The organism is Acinetobacter sp. YH12155, assembly GCF_013418255.1.
Taxonomy (GTDB): Bacteria; Pseudomonadota; Gammaproteobacteria; order Pseudomonadales; family Moraxellaceae; genus Acinetobacter; species Acinetobacter indicus.
Genome location: NZ_VPCK01000001.1, coordinates 98,381 through 113,088, shown reverse-complemented (window position 1 = coordinate 113,088; position 14,708 = coordinate 98,381). Strand labels below are relative to the sequence as shown.

Below are 14,708 nucleotides of genomic sequence, written 5' to 3'. Positions count from 1 at the left end.
ATAAGACAAAATAGGTGGAAAAGCGGCTACTAACCGAATAGTAGTCGCTTTGTTCTTTCTATGGGTTTCGACTTTAGCTAAACGCTTTTGAAAGTCTTGGTAATCCCCCCTAAAAATAAAAGGATCTAAAAGTAGAATTTTCTCTTAAGATACGAGCAGGAGATTCTGCATGAAAACATCTAAATTTACTGACAGCCAGATCATGTCCATTTTAAAACAGGCGGAGTCTGGCACACCTGTAGCCACCCTTTGTCGTGAACATGGCATGAGTAATGCCACGTTTTATAAATGGCGTGCCAAATATGGCGGTATGGATACCTCATTGATGGCTCGACTGAAAGAGCTGGAAGCAGAAAATACCAGACTAAAAAAAATGTATGCTGAAGAGCGATTAAAGGCAGAGATTGTTCAGGAAGCAATGTCAAAAAAGTGGTAAAGCCATCTTGCCGACGTCAGATGGCTCAACAAGCCGTTGCCCTGCATGCGGTTAGTATCCGTTTAGCTTGCTCTGCATTTGGCATTAGTGAAACCTGCTACCGTTATCAGGCTAAACTTTGCGATGACAATGCATTAATTGCTAAACAGCTCATTGAACTCACTGAGAAAAATTCCGATTGGGGATTTGGTCTGTGCTTCTCATATTTACGACATGTTGAGAATCACTGCTGGAATCACAAGCGGGTTTACCGCATTTACTGTGAGTTGGCACTAAATCTGCGTATTAAACCGAGAAGAAGACTAAAACGGCACGCGCCTGAACCATTGAAAGAACCAATCCGAGAAAATCAGGTCTGGTCATTAGATTTTATGCATGATCAGCTGATCGATGGTCGAAAGTTCCGATTATTAAATGTGATTGATGACTACCGTCGAGAAGGCTTAGCGATTGAAGCAGGATTCTCATTACCTACAATCCGAGTTATTCGTACGTTGAATCAGTTGCTGGAGTGGCGAGAAAAGCCGTTAGTTATTCGGTGTGACAATGGCCCGGAGTTTATCAGTCATGAATTTGTACGCTGGGCAACTGAACAAGGTATTCGTATTGAATATATTCAACCAGGTAAGCCACAGCAGAATGCGTATATTGAACGTTATAATCGGACTATACGTTATAGCTGGCTAAGCAAGCATCTATTTGACACACTGGAAGAAGTACAAGATTATGCAACGAGTTGGCTGTGGCATTACAACTATGAAAGACCACACCAAGCAAACAAAGGAAAGCCACCTCTAATGGCTGCTTAACCTCTACTTTTAACTTCGGTTATTTATGGGAGGATTACCTCTTTTAATACCTTAGCCATTATCGGTATGACCACAATTAGGGTATTGTGCCCACGGTTGCTCCTGTAGCATGGTTTTAACCGTTATTGGTACGGTAGGGGGGATTACCATCATCGGCGAAGTTTGGTTGAAACTAAGATGCATTGCATCAAATTATTAGGAGATAAACTCAGTGCAAGGAGTTTTGATAGCCAAGTGAATGAGATCCATGCACGTGTAGCAGTCCTTAACAGATTTACGGAATTAGGTCGCCCACTTACCCAAGTTACGCCTTAAATTTGGCTCAATTAGGGGCGCTTTGCATTTCAAATCTTTGTGCAACAAAGCCTGTCCCGTTGTCCGTTATAGGTCATTCGTCTTTTGCCGCCTCCCTGATGCCCGCATCACGGAGGCGATTTTATAAACGCTAGCGGTTTTGAGAGTGCCTGGAAATTATTGCACTTCTGGCGGGAAACCATCTTCATTCAGCGCCGCCACCAGCTGATCTACGCTGGCACTGCTGTCAACGGTCACGATTTTACTGTCCAGATCAATGTCAACTTTGGCATTCGGGTCCACATCCTGAATGGTGGCTGTCACACCGCGGGCGCAGCCGCCGCAAGTCATATTGGCAATATGCAGTTTCATTAAGATGCTCCATGAGTCATGTGAAGATGCTTTCAGTTTAAAGCTTGTCATGATGGGAAGGTCAAGCCAAATTTTTATGCGCAGAGACTTGACCTTCCCATGATGTCAATCTGTATGCTGTAGGGAAATCCGGGTATTGGCCGAGGTAGGGCATGAGCATCTCAAATTCATCTGCTGTTTTTTGTGAAACATTGTCTATTCAGGGCATGACCTGTGCTTCATGCGTAGGCCGGGTGGAAAAAGCCTTAAAAAAAGTGGATGGGGTCGAGCAGGCCAATGTCAATCTGGCCACCGAACAGGCCGTGGTGGAATCTTCCGCACCACTTGACCGGGCCGCTTTGGTCAAAGCCATTGAGCGTGCCGGTTATGATGTGGTCGTCGCGGCACCCATCGAATTGTCAATTGATGGCATGACCTGTGCCTCCTGCGTGGCGCGGGTAGAAAAAGCCCTGAAAAAAGTGCCGGGTGTGCAGCAAGCCAATGTCAATCTGGCCACTGAGCAGGCCTGGGTCGAAGCCGATACTACGGTCAGTGCCGATAAACTGATTCAGGCCATCCGTAAGGCTGGTTATGATGCCCAGCTACAGACCACGACCACCACTGAACAGGCGGATCAGAAAGCCAGCGAGCAGCAGCAACTAAAACGTGATCTGTTAATTTCCCTGGTGCTGGCCATTCCGGTATTTGTGCTGGAAATGGGCTCGCATTTAATTCCGGCTTTTCATATGTGGGTCATGCATCAGATCGGGCAGATGCCGAGCTGGCTGTTGCAGTTCGTGTTGACCACGCTGGTATTGCTATTTCCGGGCCGGCGTTTTTATCAAAAAGGCATTCCGGCCTTGCTGCGTTTCGCGCCGGATATGAACTCGCTGGTGGCAGTCGGAACCCTGGCCGCATACAGCTTTTCGGTGGTGGCGACTTTTATGCCACAGCTGTTACCGGAAGGCACGGTCAATGTCTATTTTGAAGCTGCCGCGGTGATTGTAAGCCTGATTTTGCTGGGACGCTATTTTGAAGCCAAAGCCAAAGGCCGCACCTCGCAGGCAATTCAGCACCTGATCGGCATGCAGCCAAAAACCGCCCGCATTGTACGTAATGGCCAAAGTGTGGAAGTGCCGCTGGCTGAAGTCAGCTCGGGTATGCAGGTCGATATCCGCCCAGGAGAGCGGATTCCGGTGGATGGGGAAGTGCTGGACGGCCGCAGTTATGTCGATGAATCGATGATTAGCGGAGAGCCGCTGCCAGTAGAAAAAATGGCAGGCAGTGCCGTGGTGGGCGGCACCATCAACCAGAATGGCAGCCTGAGCATCCGCGCAACTGCGGTGGGGGCAGATTCGGTGCTGGCGCAAATTATCCGCATGGTCGAGCAGGCGCAAGGCTCCAAACTGCCCATTCAGGCGCTGGTCGATAAAGTCACCATGTGGTTTGTGCCAGCCGTAATGCTAATGGCTGTGCTGACCTTTCTGGTCTGGCTGATTTTTGGTCCTGAACCGGCGCTGACCTTTGGTCTGGTCAATGCTGTAGCGGTGCTGATTATTGCCTGTCCATGTGCTATGGGGCTGGCCACTCCAACCTCGATTATGGTCGGCACTGGACGTGGGGCAGAAATGGGCATTCTGTTCCGTAAAGGCGAAGCCTTGCAGCTGTTACAGGAAGCGCAGGTGGTGGCGGTAGATAAAACCGGCACCTTAACCGAAGGCAAGCCGCAACTGACCGATTTTCATGTACAGGCCGGTTTTGAGCAGACGCAATTATTAAGCTGGGTGGCGGCGGTAGAAGCCAAGTCGGAGCATCCGATTGCCTTTGCTATTGTCGAAGCTGCCCAGCAACAAGGCTTATCTTTACCAGCTGTGAGCGATTTTGATTCGATTGTCGGGTCCGGCGTGAAAGGGCAGGTCAATGGTCAATGGCTGCATATCGGGGCCGACCGTTATATGCATCAGCTGGGTTTAAGTACCACAGCCTTTGATCAGGTTGCGGTACGTTTGGGGCAGGAGGGAAAAACACCACTGTATGTGGCGGTAGAGGATCAACTGGCGGCCATCATTGCCGTGGCCGATCCAATCAAAGACAGCACCTTTGCCGCGATTGAAGCCTTGCATCAGTTGGGCGTAAAAGTGGCAATGATCACCGGCGATAACCGGCATACCGCCGAAGCGATTGCCCGGCAGCTAAAAATTGATACTGTGGTTGCCGAAGTTCTGCCGGAAGGCAAAGTCGATAGCGTACGTGAATTGCAGCAGCAATATGGCCGTCTGGCCTTTGTCGGCGATGGGATTAATGATGCCCCGGCGCTGGCACAGGCCGATGTCGGGCTGGCCATTGGCACCGGTACCGATGTAGCCATTGAAGCCGCCGATGTGGTGCTGATGTCCGGCAGTTTAAAAGGCATTCCCAATGCGATTGCTTTAAGTCAGGCCACTATCCGCAATATCCGCCAGAACCTGTTTTGGGCCTTTGTTTATAACGTGGCCTTAATTCCGATTGCCGCCGGCGTGCTGTATCCGCTGTGGGGCATTTTACTGTCGCCGATGTTTGCTGCAGGCGCAATGGCACTGTCATCCGTGTTTGTGCTGGGCAATGCTTTACGCCTGAAGCGCTTTGCCGCGCCGCTGCAATAGCCGTTGGCGTCAGGACATTTTCGGTTTAAGATCGGAGGCAGGTCTTAAACCGCCGTATTGAGCGAGAAGCATGTGAATATTGGTCAAGCCGCAAAGCAGTCGGGCATCTCTGCCAAAATGATCCGTTATTATGAAAGTATCGGCCTGCTCACGGCTGCCCAGCGCAGTGCTGCCGGTTATCGGGTCTATTCCGAGCAGGATTTAAAAACCCTGAATTTTATTCGTCATGCCCGCGAGCTGGGCTTTTCTACCGAGCAAATGAAAGAACTGATTTCGCTGTGGAAAAATAGCGGCCGCCAGAGTGCAGAAGTGAAAGCGCTGACCTTAAAACATATTGATGAGCTGAACCAGAAAATCCAGCGTTTACAGGACATGGTCAATTTGTTGCAGCAATCTGCGCAGCATTGTCAGGGCAATCACAGCGCGGAATGTGCCATTCTGGACCAGATTGAAAAAGGCGGATAAGCCAGTAAGCAGCAGGAATCGAATTGCAGGAGGATGAATCAATGCAGATTCATCCTCCTTTTTTATGCTTTATTTACGGATTTGAATGGCAAACTGAATCACATGCGACTTCCCCTGATGCAGCTGTCCTTCATGACGTTCCACTTCACCGACAAAGAAATGCAGCAGATGATCTTGCTGGAAGATCTCTAGAAAATCACGTGGATCATACAGCATGTCAGGATTGCCCGGGCCACCGGTGGCATAGGCCAGTTGTGCTTTGGAATAGACCTCGCCAATGAACCAGCCACCGGATTTCAGGCTATGACGCACGCCGTGCAGTAATTTCTGCTGGGTCGGCTGATTGACATGACCAAACACGCAAATCGCATGCTGAAACTGGTTTTCCGGCCATTCTACCTGACTTAAATCCACCGCGGCGGTGTCCAAGGTCAGCTGTTTGGCCTGGGCATGTTTTTGGGCTTTTTCAAGCGCAACAGTCGAATAATCCCAGAGTAGTCCGGCAAACGGCAGTTGCTGTTCACGGGCGCGCTCGGCCAGATAAATCAGGTTACGGCCTTCACCTTCAGCAATGCCCAGCGTAGCGCCAGAAATCGCTAACTGCTGGGCCATCTGCTGAATAAAAACGTTGGCCGCTTCGCCATATAAATGATCGGTGCTGTGGTAGCGTTCATCCCATGGATTGCTAAAGCGAGGTGTCATATGCAGGCCCTTCATTGGTTAAAAATAAACGGGGGAGAAGATTAAGACTGGCCTTGACTATAACATATTATAAAAACATATATTGTTTTATTCGGCTTCGGCAAGTTGTATTTGGGTGAAGCCTGATGGGCCGGCTTTGCTGCGGTTAATATTCAGTGTATTTACTGCAATAGCGCTTCATCCGCAGGGCCTTCAGGCGTTATCATGGACAGATCAAAGCATTGGATTGCCTTATGAAAATTATTGCCGATGAAAATCTGGCCTTTACCGATTATTTTTTTGCCGAGTTTGGTGAAATCTCCCATCGTCCGGGCCGGACCTTAACTGCGCAGGACCTGCACGATACCGAAGCCTTACTGGTGCGCTCGGTAACCAAGGTCAATGCCGAACTGATCCAGCACAGCAAGCTGCGTTTTGTGGGCAGTGCCACCATTGGTACCGATCATCTGGATATTACCGCGCTGGAACAGCAGCAGATTCGCTGGTCCAATGCCGCCGGCTGTAATGCACAGGCGGTTGCCGAATATGTGATTACCGCCTTACTACATGTGCGTCCAGCCTTACTGGAAGCAGGCCAGCAGTTCTGTCTGGGCATTATCGGACTGGGCAATGTCGGTTCGCGTCTGGCGGTAATGGCGGAACTGCTGGGCTGGAAAGTGGTGGCTTATGATCCTTTGGTGCAACGTGAAAGTGTGCAGCAACTGGCATTGGCAGACGTATTGGCTCAGGCCGATGCCATTTCGATTCATGTGCCGCTGACCAAAACCGGTCCGTATCCGACCTATCATCTGTTCAATGCCGAAACCCTGGCCCAGATGAAGCCGGATGCAATTTTAATTAACTCAGCGCGTGGTCCGGTGGTGGCAGAGCAGGCATTAATGACCGATATCCAGCAGACCGGGCGTGCGGTGGTGCTGGATGTATTTGAGCATGAACCGGAAATTTCTGCCGAATTATTACATCTGGTCACGTTGGTAACGCCGCATATTGCCGGTTACAGTCTGGAAGGCAAAGCCCGCGGCACACAAATGATTTATGCCGCTTTTTGTGAAGTCTTTGGGCAAGTGGCACATAAACGCTTTGAAAACCAGTTGCCGCCGTGCAGCGATTATTTTAGTGGTCAGCCGTTAAAAGCCGCACTGCAACAGCATCTGCCACAGATGTATAATATTGCCGCCGATGACGCCAAATTACGTGCCTGCTTAAAAGACGGCAAGGTCGATCAGCAGGCCTTTGATCATTTACGCAAGACTTATCCGCTGCGCCGTGAATGGGCTGCGCATGGAGGGCCGGCCGCATGAGCCTGAACTATCAGCCGACCTGTAGCCTTGAGGCCATGCGTGCCCGCGCCAAGATGTACGCCCAGATTCGCCAGTTTTTTGCTGAGCGCGAAGTGCTGGAAGTGGAAACGCCTATTTTGTCGCAGGCTGGTGTCACCGATGTACATTTAAGCTCGGTACAGGCCAAGCGTCATGTATTGGGCCAGCAGCAGACGCATTATCTGCAAACTTCGCCTGAATTTGCCATGAAACGCCTGCTGGCCAGTGGCAGTGGCCCGATTTACCAGATCTGCAAGGTGTTTCGTGATGATGAGCATGGCCGCAAACACAATAGCGAATTTACCATGCTGGAATGGTATCGCCCGGGTTTTAGCCTGAAAGAGCTGATGTTTGAAGTCACCGATTTACTCAATCTGACCTTGGCACAGCGTTTTGGTGAAGTACGTCCAACGGTACTGAGTTATAAACATGCTTTTATGGATCGGCTGGATCTGAATCCGCTGCAAGCGACATTGCAGGAACTGAAAGCCTGCTGTCAGCGTGTCGGGCTAAGCCTCGATTTAGGTGATGATCGTCTGGGCTATATCGACCTGTTGTTCTCGCATATGGTTGAGCCTAGTCTGGGCTTTGATACGCCGGTATTCCTGACTGATTTCCCGCCGGAACTGGCCTCACTGGCCAAAACTCGTGTCGATGAAGATGGCGAACTGGTTGCCGCCCGTTTTGAGCTGTACATTGAAGGGCTGGAACTGGCCAATGCCTATGATGAACTGGCTGATGCCGAGGTGCTCCGTGGCCGTTTTGAAGCCGACAATCAGGAGCGGGAAAAACTGGGCTTGCATGTGATGCCACTTGATGAATATCTGCTCAGTGCCTTGCCTCAGATGCCGCCATGTTCAGGTATTGCGCTGGGTATTGACCGTTTATTGATGATTGCCACCCAGCAGATGCGTTTGGAACAGGTAATTACTTTTCCGGCCGAACGGTCTTAAGGCGGCTTCATCCAGATCAGCACAGGGGGATGATTCATCCCTGATCAACAAAAATACCCGTGCACGACACGGGTATTTTAAATTTTATGACTCAATTTTAGCTTGCGGCGGTATATTCTGCTTTCAGCACTTCAATCGCTTTAATGCGGCGCTGAATCAGCATTTCACCAATATCGGGGCCTTTAATCTCAGGCGGTAAATCCTGCGCTTTAATGCCGCGCACCACCTGCATGGCTTTGAGCACATAATCGGCCTGCGGATAGTCCCGATCTTCCATACCTAAACGGCCACGCGAATCACATTCACAGGCCTGAACAAAGGCTTCTACCCGTTCCGGGCGACGCAACACATCCAGACGCTGTAGCAGACGCCATAAGGTGCCCGGTTTCAAGGTCAGGGCCTGATGGCATTTTAAATGTTCCTTGCACACCGCCAGTGCCAGCTGTTTGGTATAGGTTGGCACTTTCAGGCGGTCACACAGGTCAGTAACCGGCTGAATACCACGTTCTTCATGCATGATATGACGCGGTAATTCATCGGCTGGGGTCAGGGCCTTGCCCAAGTCGTGCACCAGCACGGCAAAACGCACATCCAGACTGTAATTCTGGCGGCAGGCCTGTTGCAGGGACATTAAGGTATGCACGCCGCAGTCAATTTCCGGATGATATTCCGGGCGCTGTGGAATCCCAAACAGGGCATCAATTTCCGGGAACAAGGCTTTTAAGGCACCGCAGCGACGCAGCACTTCAAAGTATTCATCGGCATGATCTTCCTGCAAGGCGCGTGCAGTTTCTTTCCAGACCCGTTCGGGGGTTAAGGTATCCAGCTCGCCAGATGCTGCCAGCGTGCGCATCAGGGTCAGGGTGTCATCGGCCACACGAAAGCCCAGCGCTTTATAACGCGCAGCAAAACGGGCAATTCTGAGTACACGTAATGGGTCTTCAACAAAGGCGTCGGAAACATGACGCAGCACTTTTTGCGCCAGATCCTGCTGTCCACCATAAGGATCATAGACCTGGCCGTTTTCATCCATGGCCATGGCATTAATGGTCAGGTCACGACGGATTAAATCTTCTTCCAGCGTGACATTGGGTGCAGTATAAAACTCGAAACCATGATAGCCCTGACCGGCTTTACGTTCGGTACGGGCCAGTGCATATTCTTCTTTTGATTCAGGATGTAAAAACACAGGGAAGTCTTTGCCCACGGGCTGATAGCCTTGGGCCAGAAGCTGTTCGGGTGTTGCCCCGACAACCACATAATCTTTTTCGTGATAGGGGTGCCCCAGCAAATGATCTCGCACCGCACCGCCTACTAAATAAACTTGCATGAAAAAACCTCTATTCTTGAGGTCATCATGCAACAGAATAGAGGTTTTCTCAAGTCAGAATGCCGAGCTTTTCACTCGGCATTCAGTTTTTATAGCGCGTCTTGTTCCGCTTGCTGAATTTCTGCTACGGTTAACGCAGTCATATTCACCACACGACGGGTGGTCGCTGTTGGCGTTAAAATATGTACCGGTTTCGCTGCGCCCAGCAAAATTGGACCAATGGTCACGTTGCTGCCTGAAGTCGATTTCAACAGGTTAAACGAAATATTGGCTGCATCCAGGTTTGGCATAATCAGCAGGTTAGCTGAACCTTTGAAGCGTGAGTTCGGGAATGCGAAATGGCGAATATTTTCGTCCAGTGCCGCATCACCATGCATTTCACCTTCCACTTCAAGTTCTGGTGCAATCTCAGACAGAATATCAAACACTTTACGCATTTTTTGCGCGCTGGCATCGTTCTGGTCTGAACCAAAGCTTGAATGCGACAGCAGGGCAATACGTGGTGTTACACCAAAACGGCGTACTTCTTCAGCGGCCAGAATGGTCATTTCAGCCAGCTGTTCAGCTGTCGGATTACGGTTGATGTAAGTGTCGGCAATAAACAGGTTACGATCTTCCAGCATCAGCGCATTCAGAGTGAAGAAAGTATTGTGACCTTCTTTCAGACCAATAATATTGCTGACGAAGTCTAAGTGAATGTCGTAGCTTGAATAAGTACCACATAACATACCGTCAGCCAGACCGTGTTTCACCAGCATTGCGGCAATTAGAGTCGAACGGCGACGTGCTTCACGCTGCGCATATTCAGGCGTTACACCTTTACGCTGCATGATGCTGTAGTAATCATCAGCGAATTTTTCGTAATCCGGGTTTTTCTCCTGATCAACAATAGTGATATTCACACCATGTTCCAGACGTAAGCCCAGTTTCTTGATATTCGCTTCAATAACCGCGGTACGACCCACCAGAATCGGTTGTGCCAGACCTTCGTCCACTGCAATTTGTACTGCACGTAAAACGCGTAAGTCTTCGCCTTCTGCATAGGCAATGCGTTTCGGATCGGTTTTCGCCTGCGCAAAAATTGGTTTCATCATAAACGCAGAGTTATATACAAACTCTGACAGACGTTGATGATAAGCCGAGAAGTCCTGAATTGGACGTGTTGCCACGCCTGAATCCATCGCTGCTTTGGCAACCGCTGGAGCAATTTCAAGAATCAGACGCTGATCAAGCGGACGTGGAATTAAATAGTCACGACCAAATGAAGCAGATTTCTCACCATAGGATGCCGCATCTGCTTCTATGTGCGCCATACGTGCAATCGCGTGTACGCAGGCAATTTTCATTTCTTCGTTAATGGTGGTTGCACCGACATCTAGCGCACCACGGAAGATGTACGGGAAGCACAGCGCGTTATTCACCTGGTTCGGATAGTCAGAACGTCCAGTTGCCATAATCACATCATCACGTACTTCGTGGGCATGTTCAGGCAGAATTTCCGGATCCGGGTTAGCCAGAGCGAAGATGATTGGATTAGCCGCCATCTGCTTGACCATTTCTTTGGTCAGAATACCGGCAGCAGAGAGACCGAGGAACATATCGGCACCGGCAATTACATCGGCCAGTTGGGTTGCTTCAATATCCTGTACGTAGCGTTTTTTCGACTCGTCCAGACCTTCACGTTTGGTGGTCAATAGACCGCGTGAGTCCGCCACAATAATATTTTCTTTTTTCGCACCCAGGGCACAAAGCAGGTCCAGGCACGACAGGGCAGCAGCACCGGCACCTGAAGCGACAATCTTGATTTCGGCAATGTTTTTGCCGTTCAGTTGTAGCGCATTCAGCAGCGCAGAACCGACGATAATTGACGTACCATGCTGGTCATCATGGAACACCGGAATGTTCATGCGTTCACGCAGTTTTTGCTCAATGTAGAAGCATTCTGGTGCCTTGATGTCTTCAAGGTTAATCCCGCCAAAGGTTGGTTCGAGTGCAGCAACGATATCAACGATTTTGTCTGGATCATTTTCAGCGATTTCGATGTCAAATACATCGACGCCGGCGAATTTTTTGAACAGAACGCCTTTACCTTCCATAACCGGTTTAGACGCTAAAGGACCGATGTTCCCTAAACCTAGTACAGCGGTACCGTTACTCACCACGGCAACCAGGTTGCCACGTGCTGTATACAGTGCTGCAGTAGAAGGATCTCGTTCAATCTCTAAACATGGTGCCGCGACACCAGGTGAGTATGCAAGCGCTAAGTCACGTTGGTTGACCAGCTGCTTACTTGGGGTAACGCTGATTTTACCTGGAGTAGGAAATTCGTGATAATACAAAGCCTGCTGTTTTAATGATTGATCGTCCATCTGAATCTCGTATGTTACTGTGTCCAGCGATGCTGGCGGTTTGTGCTAAATCTGCTCGAATATACCATTACTTACGCACTAAGCACAGTCAAAGCTGCGCATTTTTAGAACAAACTTAGAAGTTTAAGCTATAGATTAAGATTCACTAACAATAAGTGGTGTCTGCATTTTTTCACTCAGGAAGCGGGTCGCATCCTGTTGTGGCAGCGGTTTGGAGAATAAAAAGCCCTGGGCGATGTCGCAATCGAGCTTTCTGAGGTACTGAAGTTGATGTTCAGTTTCAATGCCTTCAGCGACAATGGTCATGCCCATGGCTTTGCCCATGGCAATCATGGCACTGACAATGGCTTCCTGCTTGCTGTGGCCAATCTTGGACACAAAGCTGCGGTCGATCTTTAAAACATCTATAGGAAAATCGGTTAAGTAAGAGAGGGAAGAATAACCGGTACCAAAATCATCCAGCGAAATATGAATATGGCGCTTCTTGATTTCTTCCAGAATATATTTGACCTCGTCGGTATTTTCCAGCAACGACGATTCAGTAATTTCCAGTTCCAGGCTTTCACCGGAAATATGATAGGTATTGAGCGCCTCATCAATATCTTCCAGCAAATGTCCGCGTTGTAGCTGCTGCGCCACAATATTGACCGAAACCCGGATGTTATCAAAGCCCAGTGCCTGCCAGTCCCGAATCTGCTTGGCGGTTTGCTGAATTACGATATGGCCAATCTCTGAAATCAGGCTGGTTTGCTCGGCAATTGGAATAAATAAGCCGGGTGGAATCAGGCCTTTTTCCGGATGGTTCCAGCGTACCAAGGCTTCAAAACCGGAGACCTGCTGATCATGGAAATTGATTTTTGGCTGGTAATAGACGATCAGCTCATCATTTTTAATGGCCTGACGTAAATCGCGCTCAATGTGCACGTCCTGCTCTAACAGCTTGGTGGTTTCCAGCGAATAGTATTTGGTGGTATTGCCACCCAGACGCTTGGCTTCCGACAGCGCCTGTTCGGCACAGTTGTTTAAATAATCCAGCTGCCGGCCATGTTCAGGATATAAAGACACGCCCATCGACAGGGTAATAATATGGTCCTGACCCTGGATATTAAACGGCGCCGAGAAGGCTTTGGTAATACGTTCGCAATGCTGCTGCACCGATGGGCGAATATGTGACAGCTCATAAATAATGGCAAAGTCATCGCCATTTAAATGCGCCACCAACAGCGCTTCGGCATTAATGAGGCGTAAACGCTGTGCCACCTGTCTTAGCAGTTCATCGCCGCCATTATGGCTTAAATATTCATTCAACACCCGGAACCGGTCGATGTTCAGACGAATCACCGCCAGTTGTTTAATCGAATCCTGATGGGACACCAGATACTGATGCAGCTGATAGTTATAATAAAACCGGTTAGGCAGATCGGTCAGCGTGTCATAATTTTCCAGATAGGACAGGCGCTGTTCCTGCCGGCGGCGCTCGGTTAAATCCGAGACAATCCCGACATAATGGGTAGAGCGGTTCTGCTCATTGCTGACGGTATTCATGTGCAGGCGGATGGTCAGCTCTTTGCCCGACAGGTATTTTTCATCCATTTCGCCATCATATTCGCCTTCTTTGAGCAGTTGCTTGACAATGGCATTGTGCATACTGCGCTGCCGTGATTTGTAATTGCTGGCAATATCAAACAGATGTTTGCCAATAATCTGCTCGCGACTAAAGCCGGTCAGCTGTTCAAAGCACGGATTGACCTCAATATAACGCAGGTCCTCATTCAGAATAAAAATCCCTTCTGCTGCCTGCTGTAGTACGCTGGCGGTCAGTTTCAGGCGTTCCTGATCAGTTTTTTCCTGATGGATGTCACGGCGGATACCGACCATGCGTAATGGACGCCGGGTTTCGGGGTCACGCTCAATCACACGGCCAACATCATGTACCCAGACCCATTTGCCATTGCTTTGCTGTACCCGGTAGGTCACTTCATAGCGGTCGGTCTGGCCACGCAGATGCTGCTTCATGGTGTTACGAAAATGCGCCAGATCATCCGGGTGAATCAGTTGCTGCAGTTTGTGATGATGGGCTTTGGAGCCGGACATTTTCAGCTGCTGGTGTTCATTGGTCAGGGTAATCAGGCGATGCTTGATGTCCCAATCCCATGGTTTTAACCCGGCCACTTCATGCGCCAGCACCAGATTGGCCTGTTGATCTTGTAGGGCTTTATGGATTTGCTCCAGATCAAAGGTCCGCTCTTTCACTTTCTGTTCCAGCATCTGGTTATTAAACTGCAACTGCTGCTCAATGTCTTTGGAGCGGTTCATTTCCGTTTGCAGTTGCTGGCATAGCTGGTCGGTCCAGGCCACTTGCTGTTCGGCCTGTTTTTTCAGCTGATTATTCTTGAAATAGACGCTAGATAGCCGGCGATGCATGTGCATGGAGGTATTGGCACAAATCAGCAGACAGATTAAGGCAAAGTTGGTGGCCAGATAAAACAGCGGTTCGGTGTTGCTGTTAAAGAACAGTGGGGAAATTAAATACGGCACAATGGCCGGAATAAATACCAGCGAAAAATAGCTCAGGCGCTGGGTTAAAAAGGTGAGGGCAAAGGTCTGGCTAATAATCACCAGCAAAGCCGCCAGAATAATGGCCTGATAGGTGCTCATCTCCAGACTGTACTTCGGCAGGAAATAGTACAGCAGGGCAATGCCAATACTAAGGCTAATACCAACCAGCAGGCATACCAGCTTGATCCAGCGATGTGCCATTTGAATACTGTATTGACCGGGCTTAAAGCACATTTCATTAAAGAACAGGCAGCCGGCCAGCCCCAGTTCACTCAGCAGGAACCAGGCATTAAACGCGAAAGTTGAAAAATTAAAAGAGTAGTGAAAAATAAAATAAATATAAAAACAGAGAATGAGGATGCTCAGCAAAAAGAAGCGCATCAGCCGGATTGTATTGGTGATTTGGGCAGCATACAAATACTGCTCCATGAGCTCATGCTGATGGTCTGACATATATCCCCAAAACCCTATAAATTACA

At 49.3% G+C, this 14,708-nt stretch carries 10 protein-coding genes and 1 pseudogene; 6 read left to right on the top strand and 5 right to left on the bottom strand.

The window, feature by feature from the left end; translation table 11 throughout:
• Positions 1-169: 169 nt before the first annotated feature.
• Positions 170-1,245, top strand: a protein-coding gene (locus FTU86_RS00545; RefSeq protein ID WP_180098851.1) for an IS3 family transposase whose coding sequence is annotated in 2 segments (ribosomal slippage) — positions 170-422 and positions 422-1,245 — 1,077 coding nt in all. Because the reading frame shifts where the segments join, the coding sequence is not laid out codon by codon here.
• Positions 1,246-1,392: 147 nt separating this feature from the next.
• Positions 1,393-1,560: pseudogene (locus FTU86_RS00540) on the top strand (IS5/IS1182 family transposase); the annotation flags it as partial.
• 156 nt (positions 1,561-1,716) lie between these two features.
• Here the strand turns inward: FTU86_RS00540 and FTU86_RS00535 are convergent.
• Entirely contained in the window at positions 1,717-1,911 is a 195-nt protein-coding gene (locus FTU86_RS00535; RefSeq protein ID WP_005179178.1) for a heavy-metal-associated domain-containing protein, read from the bottom strand.
• A gap of 152 nt (positions 1,912-2,063) precedes the next feature.
• Between FTU86_RS00535 and FTU86_RS00530 the strand changes: the two genes are divergently transcribed.
• Both FTU86_RS00530 and cueR read left to right on the top strand, forming a co-directional pair.
• Positions 2,064-4,532: a heavy metal translocating P-type ATPase gene (locus FTU86_RS00530; RefSeq protein WP_180048408.1), complete on the top strand. Its 2,469-nt coding sequence runs from the start codon at positions 2,064-2,066 to the stop codon at positions 4,530-4,532.
• A gap of 72 nt (positions 4,533-4,604) precedes the next feature.
• Positions 4,605-4,997: a Cu(I)-responsive transcriptional regulator gene (gene cueR / locus FTU86_RS00525; RefSeq protein WP_005179173.1), complete on the top strand. Its 393-nt coding sequence runs from the start codon at positions 4,605-4,607 to the stop codon at positions 4,995-4,997.
• A gap of 69 nt (positions 4,998-5,066) precedes the next feature.
• Here the strand turns inward: cueR and FTU86_RS00520 are convergent, their stop codons facing one another.
• Positions 5,067-5,699, bottom strand: coding sequence for a class I SAM-dependent methyltransferase (locus tag FTU86_RS00520; RefSeq protein WP_005179171.1), 633 nt, complete (start codon positions 5,697-5,699; stop codon positions 5,067-5,069).
• Between the two features lie 233 nt (positions 5,700-5,932).
• Here FTU86_RS00520 and FTU86_RS00515 point away from each other — a divergent pair, with 233 nt between their 5' ends.
• Positions 5,933-7,000 (top strand): 4-phosphoerythronate dehydrogenase, encoded by a 1,068-nt coding sequence (locus FTU86_RS00515; protein ID WP_180048409.1) that lies wholly within the window; start codon positions 5,933-5,935, stop codon positions 6,998-7,000.
• Positions 6,997-7,971, top strand: coding sequence for an EF-P lysine aminoacylase EpmA (gene epmA / locus FTU86_RS00510; protein ID WP_180036456.1), 975 nt, complete (start codon positions 6,997-6,999; stop codon positions 7,969-7,971). The genes FTU86_RS00515 and epmA overlap by 4 nt, the downstream gene beginning before the upstream one ends.
• 97 nt (positions 7,972-8,068) lie before the next feature.
• Here the strand turns inward: epmA and FTU86_RS00505 are convergent, their stop codons facing one another.
• The 3 genes from FTU86_RS00505 to FTU86_RS00495 form a co-directional block, all read right to left on the bottom strand.
• Positions 8,069-9,301: a multifunctional CCA addition/repair protein gene (locus FTU86_RS00505; protein ID WP_104488290.1), complete on the bottom strand. Its 1,233-nt coding sequence runs from the start codon at positions 9,299-9,301 to the stop codon at positions 8,069-8,071.
• 89 nt (positions 9,302-9,390) lie between these two features.
• Positions 9,391-11,670 (bottom strand): NADP-dependent malic enzyme, encoded by a 2,280-nt coding sequence (locus FTU86_RS00500; protein WP_104488292.1) that lies wholly within the window; start codon positions 11,668-11,670, stop codon positions 9,391-9,393.
• A gap of 135 nt (positions 11,671-11,805) precedes the next feature.
• Entirely contained in the window at positions 11,806-14,682 is a 2,877-nt protein-coding gene (locus tag FTU86_RS00495) for an EAL domain-containing protein (protein ID WP_168400266.1), read from the bottom strand.
• Positions 14,683-14,708 lie beyond the last annotated feature (26 nt).

What these genes read in the sequence shown, in the direction of transcription:
- FTU86_RS00535 (WP_005179178.1), bottom strand. Translation starts at nt 1,911, where the DNA reads ATGAAACTGCATATTGCCAATATGACTTGCGGCGGCTGCGCCCGCGGT.
- FTU86_RS00495 (WP_168400266.1), bottom strand. Translation starts at nt 14,682, where the DNA reads ATGTCAGACCATCAGCATGAGCTCATGGAGCAGTATTTGTATGCTGCC.
- FTU86_RS00505 (WP_104488290.1), bottom strand. Translation starts at nt 9,301, where the DNA reads ATGCAAGTTTATTTAGTAGGCGGTGCGGTGCGAGATCATTTGCTGGGG.
- FTU86_RS00530 (WP_180048408.1), top strand. Translation starts at nt 2,064, where the DNA reads ATGAGCATCTCAAATTCATCTGCTGTTTTTTGTGAAACATTGTCTATT.
- FTU86_RS00500 (WP_104488292.1), bottom strand. Translation starts at nt 11,670, where the DNA reads ATGGACGATCAATCATTAAAACAGCAGGCTTTGTATTATCACGAATTT.
- FTU86_RS00515 (WP_180048409.1), top strand. Translation starts at nt 5,933, where the DNA reads ATGAAAATTATTGCCGATGAAAATCTGGCCTTTACCGATTATTTTTTT.
- FTU86_RS00520 (WP_005179171.1), bottom strand. Translation starts at nt 5,699, where the DNA reads ATGACACCTCGCTTTAGCAATCCATGGGATGAACGCTACCACAGCACC.
- epmA (WP_180036456.1), top strand. Translation starts at nt 6,997, where the DNA reads ATGAGCCTGAACTATCAGCCGACCTGTAGCCTTGAGGCCATGCGTGCC.